The 17,170-nt window shown below is 76.1% G+C and carries 9 protein-coding genes (1 of these 9 only partly in view); all 9 read right to left on the bottom strand.

From position 1 onward, the window contains the following. Tightly spaced (each overlapping or abutting the next), the 9 genes in view from FHU28_RS16795 to FHU28_RS16755 form a layout consistent with a single transcriptional unit that may run on beyond the window. Positions 1-1,270, bottom strand: partial view of a type I polyketide synthase gene (locus FHU28_RS16795; RefSeq protein WP_311773602.1) — the 5' portion only. 3,086 nt of this gene lie to the left of the window's left edge; only the first 1,270 of its 4,356 coding nucleotides appear in the window; its start codon is at positions 1,268-1,270; its stop codon lies off the left edge, out of view. Further along, positions 1,267-3,582, bottom strand: coding sequence for a lantibiotic dehydratase (locus FHU28_RS16790; protein ID WP_184685289.1), 2,316 nt, complete (start codon positions 3,580-3,582; stop codon positions 1,267-1,269). Before FHU28_RS16790 ends, FHU28_RS16795 begins: the two co-directional genes overlap by 4 nt. Beyond that, positions 3,579-7,064: a non-ribosomal peptide synthetase gene (locus FHU28_RS16785; protein WP_184685286.1), complete on the bottom strand. Its 3,486-nt coding sequence runs from the start codon at positions 7,062-7,064 to the stop codon at positions 3,579-3,581. Before FHU28_RS16785 ends, FHU28_RS16790 begins: the two co-directional genes overlap by 4 nt. Beyond that, on the bottom strand, positions 7,061-8,713 hold the full coding sequence (locus FHU28_RS16780) for a beta-ketoacyl [acyl carrier protein] synthase domain-containing protein (protein ID WP_184685284.1): 1,653 nt from the start codon (positions 8,711-8,713) through the stop codon (positions 7,061-7,063). The genes FHU28_RS16785 and FHU28_RS16780 overlap by 4 nt, the downstream gene beginning before the upstream one ends. Beyond that, a complete protein-coding gene (locus FHU28_RS16775) occupies positions 8,710-11,043 on the bottom strand; it encodes a non-ribosomal peptide synthetase (RefSeq protein WP_184685282.1) in 2,334 nt (777 codons plus the stop codon). Before FHU28_RS16775 ends, FHU28_RS16780 begins: the two co-directional genes overlap by 4 nt. Beyond that, the gene (locus tag FHU28_RS16770) at positions 11,040-12,395 is read right to left on the bottom strand and encodes a DUF6002 family protein (protein ID WP_184685280.1); all 1,356 of its coding nucleotides are present in this window, start codon (positions 12,393-12,395) and stop codon (positions 11,040-11,042) included. The genes FHU28_RS16775 and FHU28_RS16770 overlap by 4 nt, the downstream gene beginning before the upstream one ends. Beyond that, positions 12,392-13,540, bottom strand: coding sequence for a potassium transporter TrkA (locus tag FHU28_RS16765; protein WP_184685278.1), 1,149 nt, complete (start codon positions 13,538-13,540; stop codon positions 12,392-12,394). The genes FHU28_RS16770 and FHU28_RS16765 overlap by 4 nt, the downstream gene beginning before the upstream one ends. Beyond that, the gene (locus FHU28_RS16760; protein WP_311773601.1) at positions 13,521-16,166 is read right to left on the bottom strand and encodes a non-ribosomal peptide synthetase; all 2,646 of its coding nucleotides are present in this window, start codon (positions 16,164-16,166) and stop codon (positions 13,521-13,523) included. Before FHU28_RS16760 ends, FHU28_RS16765 begins: the two co-directional genes overlap by 20 nt. Next, entirely contained in the window at positions 16,163-17,170 is a 1,008-nt protein-coding gene (locus tag FHU28_RS16755; RefSeq protein WP_184685276.1) for a methyltransferase domain-containing protein, read from the bottom strand. Before FHU28_RS16755 ends, FHU28_RS16760 begins: the two co-directional genes overlap by 4 nt.

Here is a 17,170-nt window from a genome sequence, read left to right as displayed (position 1 = left end):
CGCCGAGACCGAGCGAGCTGACCCCGGCCCGCAGCGGCCGCTGCTCCTCCGGCTCCCACTTGGTCAGCGTGGACACGACGTAGAACGGGCTCGCCTCGATGTCGATGTCCGGGTGCGGACGGTCGTGGTTGATGCTGGGCGGGATCAGCCGGTGCCGCATCGACAGCACGGTCTTGATCAGGCCGATCACGCCGCCGGCCGCGCTGAGGTGACCGATGTTGGCCTTCGTGGAGCCGACGCCGCACCAGCCCCGCTCGGCGGCGCGCCGCCCGTAGGCCGCGCTCAGCGCCGCTATCTCGATCGAGTCGCCGAGGACCGTGCCGGTGCCGTGCGCCTCGACGTAGCCGACCGAGCGCGGGGGAACGTCGGCAACCGCGAGGGCCTGGGTGACGACCTCCACCTGCCCGGTGACGCTGGGCGCGGTGAAGCTCGCCTTCGTCGAGCCGTCGTTGTTCACCGCGTTGCCGATGATCAGCGCCCGGATGTCGTCGCCGTCGGCGAGCGCGTCGGACAGCCGCTTCAGCACGACCACACCGACGCCGCTGCCGTAGACGGTGCCGTCGGCGCGGGCGTCGAACGGGCGGCAGTGCCCGTCGGCGGAGGTGTACCCCTCGTCGGCGACGTACCCGACGGCGTGCGGCAGCTCCACGCACACGCCACCGGCCAGCGCCGTGTCGCACTCGCCGCTGCGCAGCGCCTCGCTCGCCAGGTGCACCGCGACGAGCGACGACGAGCAGGCGGTCTGCACGGTCAGGGCCGGGCCGCGCAGGCCGAGCCGGAACGCCACCGTGCTGGCCAGGTAGTCGGGCTTGTTGCCGAGCGACACCCGCAACTCGCCCGCGTCCGCGAGGGCCTGCGGGTTCCGCCGGACGTTGAGCCACTGGTACAGGTCGGCGTTGCCGCCCGCGTAGACGCCGATCTCGCCGTCGTAGCGGGCCGGGTCACAGCCCGCGTCGGTGAGCGCGGCGTGCGCGTGTTCCAGGAACAGCCGCTGCTGCGGGTCGGTCAGCTCCGCGTCGCGCGGGCTCATCCCGAACAGCTCCGCGTCGAACTGGTCGACCCCGTCGAGCACGGCCGCCACCGGCACGTACGCCGGGTCGTCGAGCTGCTCCTCGGCGACGCCCTGGGCCAGCAGCTCCGCCCGGCCGAACCGGGTGAGCGACTCGGCGCCGACGACCAGGTTGCGCCAGAACTCCTCCGCCGACGACGCCCCGGGTACGCGCAGGCTGAGCCCGACGATCGCGATCGGCTCCACTGTCTCGTTCGTCACGCCATGACCTCCGCCTCGGCCGAATCGCTGATGTGCAGGCGCAGTTCGCTGACGTAGCGGCGGCCCGCGCCGTCGGGCAACCACGCCTGCCCGAGCGCGGGCAGCAGCTCCGACACCGTCACAGTGACCTCGTCGCCCTCGGCCCGCCGGGCGGCGCGCAGCAGCAGGCAGAGCCGGTTGGCGTAGAGCGGGCTGGTCAGGTCCACGTAGGCGGGTTTGAGTTCGGTGGCCACCCGGACGAAGACCCGCTCCGGCAGGCCCAGCGCCGCGCGCCAGCGGCGTACCGCGAGGTAGCGCTGCGCCTGGTCGGCGGCGTCCGTCAGACCCGACGCCCCGACCGTGGTGCGCCAGGTCTCCCGGTGGAGCACGAGCCGGTCCACAGTGATCCGAGGACTGTGCGGGCGGTCGGTCATCAGCTTGAACGCGTCACCGGCGTGCACCGCGATCAGGTCGGAGAACACCTCCACGAGCGGCCAGCGCGCGCCGTCCGGCCCGGTCGCCACCAGCACGCCGTCCACCTCGGACACGATCGCCGCGTTCGCCGGCACGAGCCGGTCCCGCGGGGCGCCCGGCGCGTCGGCGAACGCGAGCCGGTAGTCGTCCGGCCCGGACAGGGACGCCGAGAGCCGTCCGCCGACGCGGGGGAAGTCGACCGGGTAGAGCGGGCGCAGCCGCCCGGTGCCGAGGTCGGCCGCGTACGCGCGCCGCAGCCGGTCCAGGTCGGGATGGCAGTGCGTGAACAGCTCGGCGTTGAACGTGGCGTACGCGGCGTGCAGCTCGCCGAGCACCGCCCCGAACTCGCCGGCGGCGAGCGCCTGCGGTGACTCGGCGAACAGTTGCAGGTCGGGGCTGTGCACCCGGCCCGCGCTCCACCCGGGACGGGTCGCCGGGAACTGCTCGGCCACCCGGGGCGCCAGCTCGGTCGAGCCGAGGTCCAGGCGCGCCGCCCCGGCCGGCAGATCGGCCAGCCCGAGCACCCGTTCCCAGCGGGCGGCGAACTCGCCGGCGACCCGGTCGACGGGCCGGTCACCGGGCCCGAACAGCGGCCCCTGGGCGACGAACCACAGGTCACCGAGCCGGACCGGCCCGTCGCCGCTCAGATCGGCGTACAGGTCGCGCAGCGCGTCGCCGTACGCCGTGGCCAGTTCGGCGGTGAGCCAGCGCGCCGCGCGCAACGGCAGGTCCAGCGCCGGGGCGAGTGCGTCGAGCACTCCGGCGCCGACGGTCAGCTCCACGTCGCGGACGGTCTCCTCGTGGCACAGCGCCCGCCCGGCGTAGTTCTGCCCGGCCCGGCGGCGCGGCGGCAGCCCGGTGAGCGCGGTGAACTCGGCGTCCAGGGCGGACAGCACGCCGGCCAGCGCGGCGGGGTCACCGGCGGCGTCGGCGACGCGGGTGCGGGCGGTGGCCAGCCGGTCCAGCCCGGCGAGGGCCTCCTTGCGGCACTCCGGGTCGCCGATCGCCTCGATCCGCTCGCGCAGGCACTCCTGGGCGACGAACCCCTGTGGCAGGTCGAAGTCCCAGCGCAGCAGGCCCCGCTCGACCAGGTGCGCCAGCAGCAGGAAGCCCTCCTCGGCCCGGCGTACGCCGGTCTGCCGGTCGGCCACCAGGTCGTCGACGATGTCCCGGGCCGGGCGGATGCCGTCGCACCGCAGCAGCGCGGTCGACTCGGTGAGCGACACCGGCGCCGGGCGCTGGGCGGGCCGGTGCACGACCCGCCCGTCCAGGTGCACGTGCGGCGCCCGGGCCGGGGCCAGCCATCGCCGCACCTCCGGATCCGCCGCCAGGCGGTTTGCGTACGCGGCGAGCGCCCAGTACTCGAGTTGGACGGCGCGGCGGCGGAGCAGGCCGGGGCCGGATGTGGCGACGACGCCGGGCGGGCCTGGCTCCACGGTTCCCCAGCACACCGGCCCGAAGAAGCCGATGGTCTCGCACTTGGCGACGTAGCGCTGCCAGTACCCGGCGACGACGTTCTCCCGGCCCCGGCGGCGTACGTTGCGGGGCGCGTCCGGGCCGTCGCGGAGCAGCCCGTCCAGCGCGACGAGCGCCTCCGGGTTCTGCCAGGCGACGGCCTCCCGGAACAGCGGGTCGGCGGCGACCTCGCACACCGCCGCCGAGGACGCCCGGGTGGCGTCGGCGTACGCGGCGCTGAACGCGGAGGCGTCCAGGTCACCGGCGAGGTGGCGGTCGGCGGCGTCGGCGCAGTCCGGCGCGGCGAAGCGGTCCAGTCCGTCGGCGGGGAACCCGGCGCTCCGCAGCAGCACGTCGCGCCACACCGACCAGCCGGTGTCACCGAGGGGAACCAGATGCGTCACCGCTGATCGTCCTCCACGGCCGGGCGGCGCTGCACACGCTGACGGCGCACGGCGCCCCGCCGCGCGGCCCGGGCCACCGCCTCGTCCTCGGCGTCCTCGGCCGGCGACGACGCCCGGACGCTGTCCAGGTGCGCCGCGAGCGTACGGACTGTCGGGTGGTGGAACAGGTCCACGACCCGCAGGTTCGTGCCGAGCAGCCGGTTGAGTTGCCGCTGCACGACGGCGACGGCGAGCGAACCGCCGCCGACGTCGAAGAAGCTGTCAGTCGCCGCCACCTCCGGTACGCCGAGCACGTTGCACCAGACCGACGCGATCTGCCGCTCGGTGGCGGTGGCCGGGCGTGCGGCGGTCGCGCTCGCCCGGCCCACGGTCCGGGTGATGCGGACGGCCCGGGGCACGTCACCCGGTGTCCCGGCCGGGACGGCGGTGAAGGCGGGCAGCTCGGACACCGCCCGCCGGGGGTCGGCGGCGCCGGCTCGCAGCAGCCGCTCGACGTCGCCGAGCACTGCCGCGATCAGGGCTTCGCCGTAGACGTCCGGATTGAAGACGATCTCCACGCGCAGCCGCCCGTCCCGGGTGACGCCGTAGAGCGTGAGGTCGAACGGGGATCCGGGCGCGGGCACCGGCACCGGCTCGTCGGTCAGCCCGGCCAGGTCCAGCCGGGGCTCGTCGAAGGTGTACATGTTGAACAGCACCTGCACCAGCGGGCTGCGGTCCAGCAGGCCGCCCAGCCCGAGGCCGCCGACGACGCGTTCCACAGGCGCCTCCGGGTGGGCGAGCGCGGCGAGCAGTTCCTCCCAGGCGGCGCGGACGTGCTCGGCGAAGCCCGCCCCGGGGGTCTGCCGCAGCCGCAGTGGCGCGATCTCGATGAAGAAGCCGACCATCGGCTCGAAGTCGGCGACGCGCCGGTCCACCGTGGGGGTGCCGACGACCAGGTCGGCCAGGCCGGTGCGCCGGGCCAGCACCAGCGCGAACGCGGCGAGCACGGCGGCGGCGGGGGTCGCGCCGAGCCCGGCGGCGAGGTCGGTCAGGGCGGTAGTGGCTGCCGGGTCCAGCCGGGTGCTCACTGTCGCGCTGGTGTACGTCTGCTCGGCGGGCCGGTCCCGTCCCCCGGGCAGCTGCACCACCACCGGCGCCCCGGTCAGGTGCTCCAGCCACCAGTCGAGGTCCGCCTCGGCGCGGCGCCGGGCCCGGTCGGCGCGCCAGGCGACGTAGTCGCCGTAGGTGGCGGGCAACGGCGGCAGCGGCGGCCCGTCGCCGAGCGCGGCCCGGTACGCGGTGGCGAGGTCGGCGTAGAACAGCGACTGGGACCAGCCGTCGAACACGGCGTGGTGGGCGTAGACGGCGAGCACGTGCTCGTCGGCGCCGGTGCGGATCAGCTCGGCCCGCCACAGCGTGTCGGTGGCCAGCGTGAACGGTGTCGCCGCGCCCGCCGCGAGGTGGGTGGCGAGGTCCGTGCCCGGGGGCAGCTCGCGCACGGGCAGCGGCACCGGCGTGGACGGGTCGGCGACGGCGTACGGGACGCCGTCACGGTCCGGGATGCGCCAGCGCAGGATCTGCTGGCGGTCCGCGACGGCGGTGAGCGCGGTGGCGAGCGCCGCGACGTCGAGCGGGCCGGTGAGCCGTTCGGCGAAGGCGACGTTGTACGCCGACGCGGCGGCCGGGAAGTAGCGGTCGAGGAACCACAGCCGCTGCTGCGCCGGGGACGGAGCCGGTGGCCGTCCCCGGACGGCGGTGGCCGGGCCGGTTCCGGCGGCGGCGTCGGCGCGGGCGGCGATGCCGCGTGGCGTCCGCCCGACCAGCACGTCCTCGATCGCGAGGTCCCGGCCCAGCCGTTCACGTAGGTCGGCGACCAGCCGCATGGCAGTGATCGAGTGTCCGCCGTGGTGGAAGAAGTCGTCGTCGCGGCCGACGGCCGGCACGTCCAGCAGCGCCGCCCACGCCTGCGCGACGAGGCGTTCGGTGTCGGTGGCGGGCGCCTCGCCGCCCGGCGCCGGGGCGGATCCGGCGGTGTCGAGCGCGGCCAGCCGCTCGGTGTCGATCTTGCCGTTGATGGTGATCGGCAGCGCGGCCATGGTGTGCATCCGCGCCGGTACGGCGGCGGGCGGCAGCAGCCGGGCGCAGTAGGCGCGCAGCTCGGTCACGTCCAGGCCGGTGGCCACGTACGCGACGAGCTCCTGGCCGCCGGGGCCGACGCGGACCTGGACGTTGGCGAGGTCGACATCGGGGTGGCGGCGCAGCACGGCCTCGACCTCGCCCAGTTCGATCCGCTGCCCGCGGATCTTGACCTGCCGGTCGGCCCGGCCGAGGAACTCCAGGTTCCCGTCCGGCAACCACCGGGCCAGGTCACCGGTGCGGTAGAGCCGCTGGCCGGGCCGGCCGGAGAACGGGTCGGGGACGAACCGCTGCGCGGTGCGGGCGGCGTCGGACAGGTAGCCGCGGCCGAGGCCGGGTCCACCGGCGAGCACCTCGCCGATCTCGCCCGGACCGACCTCGCGCAGATCGTCGTCGACGAGGTGGATGCGGTGGTTGGCGGCGGGCCGGCCGATCGGGATGGGCCGGGTCCAGTCGCCGCTGCCCTCGAACCACGTCACCAGCACCGTCGCCTCGGTCGGGCCGTACACGCTGATGAAGCGGCGGCCACCCGCGGTCCAGCGGCCGACCTGCTCCGGGCCGGTCGCCTCGCCGCCGGTGACGACCAGCCGTACGCCGGGCAGCCGGGCCGGGTCGAGCAGCGGCAGGATCGGCGGCGGCAGCACCACGACGTCGACGTCCTGGCCGGCACAGACCCGGTAGAGGCGCGCCGGGTCGGCCCGTTCGGCGTCACCGGCGAGCACCACGGTGCTGCCGGCGGCGAGCGGGGCGAGCATGTCGGCCACCGACGCGTCGAACCCGATCGAGGCGAAGGCCAGGCACCGGGTCGCCGCGTCGAACCCGGAGAACTGCGCGATGGAGGTGACCTTCTCGGTCAGCGCCCGGTGCTCGATCACCGCGCCCTTCGGCTGCCCGGTCGACCCGGACGTGAACATCGCGTACGCCGTGGTGGACAGCGTCGCCGGGGTCGGCTGCCAGGGCGCCGTCCCGGCGGGCACGCCCTGCACGGTCAGGCCGGTGAACGCCTCGGCGGCGGTGGCGGGGGTACCCACGACGACGCGCAGGCGGGCCTCGGTGGACAGCTCGCGCAGCCGTCCGGTCGGCAGCGCCGGGTCGAGCGGGACGTACCCGGCGCCGGCCGCCTGCACGCCGAGCAGCGCGACCACCAGGTCCGGACGGCGGTCGACGCAGACCCCGACGAGGTCGTCCGGGCCGATGCCGTGCGCGCGCAGCGATGCGGCGAGCGCGGCGGCCCGGCCGACCAGGCCGGCGTAGCTCAGCGTCTGGCCGCCCTGCACCACGGCCGGGGCGTCGGGACGCCGCCGGGCGTGCGCGGCGACCAGGTCGGGCAGGCACACCTCGGGGTAGGGCAGCTCGGGACCGTTCATCGCCGTGCCTCGATCCAGTGCCGGGTGCGCCGGAACGGGTAGCCGGGCAGCTGCACCCGCCGGCCCGGCGTCACGGGCAGGTCACCGGCGGCACGCCAGGAGCGGGCGGCGTCGTCCTCGGCGGCCGGGCCGCCCGACGCGAGCGCGGTGAGCCGGCGCACCGCCTCCCCGGCGTCGGCGCATCCGACCGCGTCCCGGTACGCCAGCCGCCGCCGTCCCACGGCGAGCGTGTGCGCCACGTCGGCCACCGCGAGGTCGCCCTCGGCCAGCCGTGCGGCCAGCCGCCGGGCCAGTTCCCGCAACGCCGCCGGGCTGCCCGCCGACAGTCCCAGCACCACCGGGCCGGGGGCGTCGGCGGCCCGGTCCGGCTCGGGCGAGGCGGGCGCGGACTCGACCAGCACGTGCGCGTTCGTGCCGCCGAGGCCGAACGAGCTGACCCCGGCGCGCCGCTCCCCCGTCCACGGCCGGGTCGAAGCGCTGACCTCGGCGTGCGCGGCGGCCAGGTCGACGTCGCCGTGCGCGCCGGTGAAGTGGGCGGTGCCCGGCACCTGTCCGGTGCGGACCGCGTACACGGCCTTGATCAGCGAGATCACGCCCGCCGCCGCGTCCAGGTTGCCGAGGTTGCCCTTGACCGAGCCGAGCAGCAGCGGGCCGGGGGCGCCCCGGCGTACCCGGGCCAGCGCGTCGACCTCGATCGCGTCGCCCACCGGCGTGCCGGTGCCGTGCCCCTCCAGGTAGCCGACGTCGGCCGCGTCCCAGCCGACCGACGCCAGCGCCTCCGCCATGACCGCCGCCTGCCCGGACACCCCCGGCACGGTGAAGCCAGGCCGGTCGGCGCCGTCGTTGTTCACCGCCCACCCGGCGAGGACGGCGTGGACGTGGTCGCCGTCGGCGCGGGCGTCGGCGAGGCGCTTGAGCACCACCGCGCCGGCGCCGTTGCCGAACACCTGCCCGGTGGCGGCGGCGTCGTAGGGACGGCACACCCCGTCGGTGGCCAGCAGGCCGCCCGGCCGCAGGCGGTATCCGGCCTGCCGGGTGGAGACGACGGCCGCGCCGCCGGCGATCGCCACGTCGCAGCGGTAGTCCAGCAGGCTCTGCCCGGCCTGGCACACCGCGACGAGGGAGGTCGAGCAGGCGGTCTGGACCGCCACGGCCGGGCCCGACAGTCCCAGCGCGAACGCGGTACGCGTCGGCAGGTAGTCGCAGCCGGAGCCGGTCAGCGCGTCGTCCCAGTCCTCGGCGAGCGCGTCCGCGCCAGGCGCCAGCGCGGCGTTGCCGAGCAGGTGGTGGTGCAGGTAGCGGTTGGGTCCGCACCCGGCGAACACGCCGGTCTGGGCCGGATCGCGGTCCGGGTCGATCCCGGCGTCCTCCAGCGCGTGCCAGGCGACCTCCAGGAACAGCCGGTGCTGCGGATCGAGCAGCGCCGCCGCTTCGGCGGGATAGCCGAACAGGTCCGCGTCGAAGCCCTCCAGGTCGTCGAGCCGCCCGAACGCCGGTACCCAGCCGGGACCGGCGGGCACGCCCTCTCCGGCGGTCCGGCGTACCGCGTCGAACCCGGCCAGGAGGTTGCGCCACAGCGTGGGCGCGTCGTCAGCGCCCGGCACCCGGCAGGCCAGGCCCACCACAGCGATCCGGTCGTCGTCGCTCACGCCCGGCCCTCCCCGCCGGCCCGCGCGGCGCTGCGGCGGGCCATCCGGCGCCCGACCGCCGCCAGGCGACCGTCATCCGGTACGCCGCCCGCGTCCCCGGCCGTCGCCAGGTGCTCGGCGAGCGCGGCCACCGTCGGGAACTCCACAAGCCGCGCCAGCGGCACCCGGCGGCCGAGGTGTTCCTCCAGGTACCGCTGCACCAGGGCGAGCTGGAGCGAGTGCCCGCCCGCCTCGAAGAAGTTCACCTGGCGGTCCACAGCGGGCAGTCCCAGCACCGCGCGCCAGCCCGCCGCGATCGTCTCCTCGACCGGCCCGGACGGCGGTCCCCCGGCGGCCGGCCGGTCGGCGTCCGGGTCGGGCAGGGCGGCCTGGTCGAGCTTGCCGGTCGGTCCCGTCGGCAGCTCCGGTACCGCAACGACCGCCCGGGGCACCATGAAGTCCGGCAGCAGACCGGCCAGCCGTTCCCGCAGCGGTCCCGGCTCGACGTTCGCTCCGGCGACCGGCACCACGTACGCGACGATCTCCTGCTCGCCCGCGCCGGACGCGCCGCGACGCGCCACCACCGCCGCGTGGGCCACCCCGGGCAGCGCGGCCAGGTGGGCCTCGATCTCGCCCAGCTCCACCCGGTAGCCGCGGATCTTCACCATCCGGTCGCCGCGGCCCAGGTAGACGAGCGTGCCGTCGGGCAGCCGCCGCGCGACGTCCCCGGTCCGGTACGCCCGCACCCCGCCGTGCTCGGTGAACCGGGCCGCGGTGAGTTCCGGCAGGCCCAGATATCCCAGTGCGACGTGCGGGGTACGCACCACCACCTCGCCGGTGAGGCAGGCCGGGCGTCCGGCCGGATCTGTCAACACCACCTCGATGCCGGGCAGCGGGTGCCCGATCGGCACGACTGCCCGCGCCGGTTCGGCGTCCGGCGGCAGGTGGTGCTGCGCGGCGAAGCTGATCTCGGTGGTGCCGTACCCGTTGACGAACACCACGCCGGGCGCGAACGACCGCCGGGCCAGCACCACGTCGTGCCGGGTGACCTCCTCGCCGCCGAGCACCACCGCGCGGACCGACGGCAGCCGCCCGCCCTCGCCCAGGCTCGCCACCACGTACCGGTAGACGGTAGGGGTGGAGTGGTAGATCGTGACGCCCCGGTCGGCGAGCGCGCCGGTCAGGTGGCCGAGGCCGTGCGCGCGGACGTCGACCGGGACGGCGGCGGCGCCGGACAGCAGCGCGCTGAACGTGTCGGTGACGGCCATGTCGTAGCCGAACGAGGTGAGCACGCTGGTGCGGTCGTCCGGCCGGACGGCGAAGTTGCGCACGTGGTTGCGGACGCCGAACAGCACGTTGCGGTGGCTCTGCACCACGCCCTTGGGCTGTCCGGTCGAGCCGGAGGTGTAGAGCACGTACGCCGGGTCGTCCGGCCGCGCCGGACCGGCCGGCACCGGCACGCCGCGGTCGCCCGGGTCGCCCTGGCGCAGCAACACGACCGGCAGCGCGGGCCCGGCGTCGGCGGCGAGCGTCACGGCGAGCCCTTCGTGTACGGGGTCGGTGACGATCGCCCGTACCCCGGCGTCGCGCAGCATCGCGGCCAGCCGGGCCGCCGGGTACGCCGGGTCCAGCGGCACGTACGGCGACCCCGACGCCAACGCCGCCAGGATGCCGGTGACAGTGGCGACGCCGTGGCGGCACAGCACCGCGACCGGCGCCGCGAGATCACCGGGCCCGGCCAGGGCCACTGCCGTCGCGGCGACGGCGGCGCCGAGTTCGCGGTAGGTCACAGTCGCGTCGTCGGCGAGCAGCGCCAGCCGTTGCGGGTACGCCTCGACCGTCGCCGCGAACGCGGCAGGGATCGTGTCACCGCGTACCCGGCCGGCCTCGGCGCCGTCGCCGCCGTGCAGCCGCCAGCGGTCCGGCGCCGGGCGCCGCTCGTAGCGGGCCGACGGCACCACACCGGCCGACGACGCGTCCGGGTCCAGCGTGGACAGGAACTCGGCCAGGTCTGCGCACAGATCCTCGGCGTAGTCGGCGGGCAGCCCGGACAGAGCGACGTCGCGCAGGTCGGGGCCCACCCGCACGGTGGCGTCGACCGCGCTGCCCGGCGGCGCCGGGCGTACCGACCGGCACAGTTCCCGGATCGGCGCGTCCCCGGTCAGGTCGAGCGTCACCGGGTCGTCGCCGTGCCGCAGCGTCACCACCTGGGCGCCGGTGTACCGGCGTACCAGCAGGGCCGTCGCGGTGAGGACGACGGCGGCCGGGCCGACGCCCGCGGCCCGCGCCCGGGCGGCGAGCCGCGCGGCCGGCCCGGGTGGCAGGCCGAGCGGGCGGTGGGGCGGGTTCACCGCTCGTCCAGGACGGCGGCGACGACGGCGTCGAGCGTGGACACCTCGGCGTCCGCCTCGGCGACCCGGTAGTCGTCGCAGTAGCTGCCGGTGCCGTGCACCACGATCTGGTGCCCGGCCGGCACCAGGCCGCGGTCGACGGCGTTGCAGACGCCGGTGAGCGCCATCACGATCGACCACTCCCGCAGCCGGGTCGGGTCGGCGGGCAACGTCAGCCCGGCGTTCGCCAGCCACTCGCGGGCCACCGGGTAGCGCTGCGCGCACTCGCGCCGCGACACCACGATGCCGTCGCCGCCGTGCCGTTCGACGAGCGCGTTCATCGCCGGGGAGGTCACCGGGCGGTGGGTGTAGAACGTCGGGTCGAGCACCTCGGCCGGGTCGTCGGTGACGGCCGGGAAGCGCGGGTCGGCGTCCTGCGTCCAGGCGCCCAGGCCCTCGTCCCGGGTGTACGCCGGGCAGTGGCGCCGGTCGAACGAGCCGTGGCGCAGGCTGAGCACCATGTCGGGCGTGCCGAGGTGCTGCACGAGCAGGAAGCCGGGACGGTCGGCCGGGTCCGCCTCGCCGGCCGCCTCCAGCACGTCGCGGCCCAGGTTGTAGCCGAGCAGGCCGAACGCGCTGGAGACGGCGTGCGCGTGCCAGCGCGCACCGGTGGCGGGCGCGACGTCGGCCTCGAAGGCGGCCCGGGCGGCGTCGGCGACCAGGTAGTTGCGCAGGTCGAGGGTGTACCAGAGCGTGACGCCGTGCTTGGCGTGCACGGTGGCGGCGTGCTCGTCGACGAACGCGCGGCCGAGCGCCTTGACGCCCTCCGGGTCCGCGCCGGTGTACCGCAGCAGCGGGTTGAGCAGGCGCGTGCGCGGGTCGGCGGCCAGCGCGTCGTGGCGGAACTTGTGCCGGGTCGCCTTCGGCGCCAGCACCACGATGGACAACTGCTCCGGTGTCACCAGCCCGGCCGCGTACGCGCGGGCCACCGAGTCGCGCAGCGCGACGCCCTTGTTGCCCGAGGTGGGGGTGACGATGCGCAGCCGGTCGCCGGTGCGCCGGATGTGCTCCACAGCGCGGGCCACGATCACCATCGAGGCGAACGTCTTCGTGGTCCGGGTGCCCGGGTTGGCGGTCAGGTCGAGCATCGTGAGGTCGTGCCCGCCGTACTCGCCGAGCGGGGACCAGCTGACGGTGGCGGCGGCGTAGAACTCGCGTACCGCGGGGGTCAGCTCGGGCAGGTCGAAGCCGGGCGCGAAGCCGGGGGTGCCGGGCGCGTCGCCGGGGGTCGCGCCGCACTGTCGCACCGCCGACGCGATGACGTCGTAGTAGTCGGTGATCAGGTTGCGGGTGGCCGGGGTGGTCACGGTCATCGGGATTCCTCCAACACACTCCGGGCCGGTGGCACCGTTCGCAGATGGTCGCGCAGGGCGGTGAACCGGCCGGCGATGTCGGGCAGCTCGCTCGCGTGCCAGCCGTCGGCCAGGTCCGGCCGGTACGCCGACAGCGCCGCCCGGGCGCGTTCCGGGTAGCGCACGTGGCCGCCGCCGACCTCGACGCCGTCGCGGCGTCCGGCGGCGGTGTTCCAGGCCACCGCCTGCGCGACGGAGACCTCGGCCGGCAGCCGCAGCTCGGTCCGGCCGCCGGTGAACCGGACCGGGTAGCCGCCCGGCAGCCCCAGCGGCCCCGGCAGGCTCGCCGCCACCTCGTCCGTGCCGGTGGCGAGCGCCGCCACCAGGGTGGCCCCGGCGTGTCCGGCGAGCGCGTTCAGCTCCGGCCGGGGCAGCGCGCGGTAGTCGGCCAGCAGCCCGGTGACGTCCGGGACGGGCCGGCCGTCCAGCCAGGCGCGTACCTCGGCGGTGTCGTCGCCGTCCCTACCGGGCGCGGCGAGGTGGGCGTGGTGGCCGAGCACCGCCAGCCGCCGCGGCCCGGGGCGGCCCAGCGCGGCGTCCAGGCACGCGGCGAGCGTCGCCACGTTGCCGATGCCGCAGAGCGCCGACAGGTCCAGCGCGGCCAGCAGCGGGTTCACCGCGTCCGGGAAGGCGCCGTTGACGAGCGTCGCGTCCGGCGCGCCGCCGGCCAGCGCGGCGGCCAGCCGGGACACCAGCTCGGCCTGCAACGCCAGCGTCACCCCGAAGCCGGCCGCGGCGATCAGCTCCGTCCAGGCCGACGGCGCCGCCGCCCGCTCGTACGGCGACTGCGCCGACGCGGCGCAGACCAGCACGTCGGGGCGGAGCCGGGCCATCGACGCGGCGTCGGCGGCGTACCCCTCCCCCGGGTCGGCGCCGGGTTCGGCGGTGAACGGCCGGGCGGTGAAGGCGACAGGGGTTCCGGTGACCGTGGCGCGCACCCGCGCGGCCCGGGCCAGGCCGAGCGCCGCGTCCAGGTCGCGGGCCAGCACTGTCACGCGGACCGGCACCGGGGGGTGGATCGCGGCCAGGGAGTGGCACAGCGAGCGGGCGAGCCGGCCGCCGCCCGCCACGACGACGTGCCGCGCGTCAGCGGGCCGGGCTGACATCGCGACTCGCATCAGTGATCCGGGCCACCCAGTCGGCGAACGACCCGGCGCGCAGGCAGCTCGCCGGGGAGACCTCCAGGCCGGCCATCTCCCGCACCCGCAGCGCCATCCGAAGCGCGGTGAGCGAGTGCCCGCCGAGCGCGACGAACGTGTCGTCGTCGCGCACCGCGTCGACGCCGAGCGTGGCCCGCCACGCCTCGCGCAGCCGGTCGGTCAGGGCGCTGCCCGGCTCCGGGGCGGCCCCGGTGTGCCGGGGCGGTGGCGGCGGCAGCTCCAGCCGGGCCACCTTGCCGTTCGGGAGGCGGGGCAGGCGGTCGACGAGGACGAGCTGGTCCGGGCGCATCGCGGGCGGCAGCGCCGAGGCCAGGTATGCCTGGAGCATGCCGGTGGTCAGCAGGTGGTCGGCGGGCTCGTCCCGGGGCGACGCCGCCGGCGGCCGGTCCTGCGGCCGCACCGCGTAGACGTAGCTGACGTCGGCGTCCGCGCCGACGTTCCAGTCACCGATCTCGTGCACCTCGAACCCGGCCGCGCTCAGCAGCTCGCGCACCTGGGGCATGGTCACGCTGCTGCGCTCGACCTCCAGGCACACCTGGCGGATGCGGGGCCAGTGCTCGGGGCGCAGCCCGCGCAGCACGCTGAGCTCGGCGCCCTCAGTGTTGATCTTCAGCAGGTCCACGCGGTCCAGCCCGAACCGGTCCAGCAGCTCCGACAGCGTCACGGTCGGCACCACGTGCGCCACCGGGGCCAGCCGCCGGCGGGCGTCGGCCAGCAGCGCCGCCTGTTCGGTCTCGTCGGCGTCGCCGCCTCCGCGCCGGTAGTGCGAGCGGACCAGGTCGGACGCGGCCCCGGCCCGGTCGGCGCCGAGCCCGGACAGGTAGCTCAGCTCGGGGAACGAGGTCAGCTCGGCGGTGCCCGCAACATCGGTCACGGCGGCCTCCACGACTGACGCGGACCCGGCGTAGAGGCCGAGGTTGGCGCGCAGGTAGGGCAGCGTGTCCGGGTTCGGCTCGACAGCGACCAGGCGCACGTCGCGTGCCTGCCGCGACGCCCAGAGCGAGAACAGGCCGATGTTGGCGCCGACGTCGAGGACGACAGCGTCGTCACCGACACGGACGCCGAAGCGCGCGTACTCCGCCTGGTCGAAGATCTGCCGGTAGAGGAAGACCGCCTCGTCCGGCGACGCCGCCGTCACCGCCATGCCGTTGGGCAGGGGGAACCGGGGCAGCCCGCCGACCGCCGGGGCCTGCCGGCGCTGCGGCACCACGTACCCGACCAGGCGCGGCCCGGCGTCGGCGTCGGCGTCGGCGTCGGGCACTGTCACCACTACCGCGTCGTGCACGGCGGGATGCCGGCGCAGCACGGCGGCCACCTCGCCCGGCTCCACCCGGACGCCCCGGATCTTCACCTGGTCGTCGGCCCGGCCCCGGAACTCCAGGAAGCCCTGCGGCGCGACCCGCACCAGGTCACCGGTGCGGTAGAGCCGCGCGCCCGGCCGTGCCGGGTCGGGCCGGAACCGCTCGGCCGTCCGCTGGTCGTCGCGCAGGTAGCCCAGCCCGACCGCGACGCCGCCGATCCACAGCTCGCCGGTCTCGCCGTCGGGCACCGGCCGCATGTCGTCGTCGAGCACGTGGGCCGTGACACCGTCGATGATCCGGCCGATCGGGGCGATGCCGCCCGCGTACGGCTCGGAGCAGTCCCAGTAGGACACGTTCACCGAGGTCTCGCTCGGGCCGTACCCGTTGAACAGATCGCACGGCAGCACCTCGCGCAACCGCCGGACCAGTTGCATGTCCAGCGCCTCGCCGCCGCACAGCACCCGCCGCAGCGTGACACAGCCGGCGAACTCGGGCTCGTCGAGCACGTGCCGCAGCATGGTCGGTACGAAGTGTGCGGTGGTGACCGCCCGCCGCTGGATCAGCCGGACCAGGCCGAGGCTGTCGAACTGCAGGCCCGGCCCGGCGACGACCACGGCGCCGCCCGCGATCAGCGGGGAGAGGATCTCGTGCACCGACGCGTCGAACCCGATCGACGCCTTGTGCAGCACCCGGTCCGCGGCGGTGAAGCCGAACCGGTCGTGGCCCCAGGCCAGCCGGTTGACCAGCCCGGCGTGGTGCAGCACGACGCCCTTCGGCTGCCCGGTGGAGCCGGAGGTGAACAGCACGAGCGCGGCGTGCTGCTCCGGCGGCAGCCAGCCGGCGCGGTCGGTCAGGTCGACCGGCGACCCGGCCCGCGCGGTACGGACGTCCCGCCACCGTGTGGCCGCCGGCGCGGCGACAGTGGGCGGACGGTCGGCGTACAGGACGAGCCGGGGCGCGGCCAGGGCGAGCATCTGCTCGGCCCGGCCGGAGGGCAGCTCGGGGTCGACAGGCACGGCGACCGCGCCCACCGCGAGCGTCGCCAGCAACGACGTCACGTAGTCGGCGGACCGGTGCAGGTACAGGCCGACCAGGTCACCCGGACCGACGCGGGCCCGGCGCAGCAGCTCGGCCGTCGCGCCGACCCGCTCCCACAGCCCCGCGTAGCTCAGCTCGCCGTCCGGGCCGACGATCGCGGGCCGGTCGCCGTCGGCGCCGGCGGGCCGGTGCACCAGGTCGGTCAGGTAGCGCGGGCCGGACACGACTGTCACGCCGTCCTCGTCGCGACCGCGACGATCGCCATCCGGGGCACCTCGGCGACGAACTGCCCGTCGGCCCGATAGACCAGCGGCCGGGCCGGGACGTCGCCGGGGCCGCCGATGCCGGCCAGGTAGCGGGTGTGGTCGAAGTGGCGCGTCAGCAACCGCCACACCTCGTCGTCGGTCAGCGTGGCGAAGAACTCCCGCACGCCGTACATGTCGCCGACGTAGTCGCGCATCCCCGCGTACGCGGACTCGGCGGTGTCGGCGCGCACGATCAGCGGGTCGTACAGGTCGACGACGCGCACCGGCAGCCCGGCCGCGGCGAACAGGCCGGTCAGCTCCGCGCGGCTGAAGTGCCGGTAGTCGTGGCCGCCGGAGGCGTGCGGGTGCACCACCTCGCCGAAGAACCCGGCCATCGGGCTGGACTCGTCGAAGTCGTGCAGCACGATCCGGCCGCCCGGGCGGACCACCCGGGCCGCCTCCGCCACCGCCTGCGGCCGTCGGCGCGCCGGGATGTGGTGGGTGCCGTAGGCGAGCAGCACCGCGTCCACGCCGGCGTCGCGCAGGAACAGGAAGTGCGCGGCCTGGCGTACGGCGGGCAGGCCGTGCGCGAGCGCCTTGTCGACCATGTGGCCGGACAGGTCGCCGGTGATGAACGCCAGTTTCGACTCGAAGCAGGCGGACTGGCTGCTCGCGGCGCGTGCCACCGTGCCGTCGCCGCCGAGCACGTCGAGGATGAGGGTGACCGGCGCGGCGGCGTCCGGAGTGGCCAGCTCCAGCAGTTGCCGCATGCCGGTCCAGCGCACCAGCGTGTCCCGCTGCGCGCGGCGGTACGAGTCGCCCCGGCCGGTGGAGTCGCTGTCGAACTCGCTCACCGTGCCGGCCAGCTCCGCCAGCGCCTCGGCCGCGCCCGGACGCCCGAAGTCGAGCAGCTCGCGCAGTTGCGGGTGGAGGGTCGCCACGGTGTGCAGGTAATCGCGCAGGACCAGGGACGGAAGGTACGGCCGGTTCAT

The sequence above is a fragment of the Micromonospora echinospora genome, assembly GCF_014203425.1.
Taxonomy (GTDB): domain Bacteria; phylum Actinomycetota; class Actinomycetes; order Mycobacteriales; family Micromonosporaceae; genus Micromonospora; species Micromonospora echinospora_A.
This window is presented reverse-complemented; position numbering and strand designations above follow the sequence as displayed.

Excerpts from the sequence above, each read along its gene's own strand:
- FHU28_RS16765 (WP_184685278.1), bottom strand. The coding sequence starts at position 13,540 with ATGTCAGCCCGGCCCGCTGACGCGCGGCACGTCGTCGTGGCGGGCGGC.
- FHU28_RS16770 (WP_184685280.1), bottom strand. The coding sequence starts at position 12,395 with ATGACCGTGACCACCCCGGCCACCCGCAACCTGATCACCGACTACTAC.
- FHU28_RS16755 (WP_184685276.1), bottom strand. The coding sequence starts at position 17,170 with ATGAACCGGCCGTACCTTCCGTCCCTGGTCCTGCGCGATTACCTGCAC.
- FHU28_RS16785 (WP_184685286.1), bottom strand. The coding sequence starts at position 7,064 with ATGAACGGTCCCGAGCTGCCCTACCCCGAGGTGTGCCTGCCCGACCTG.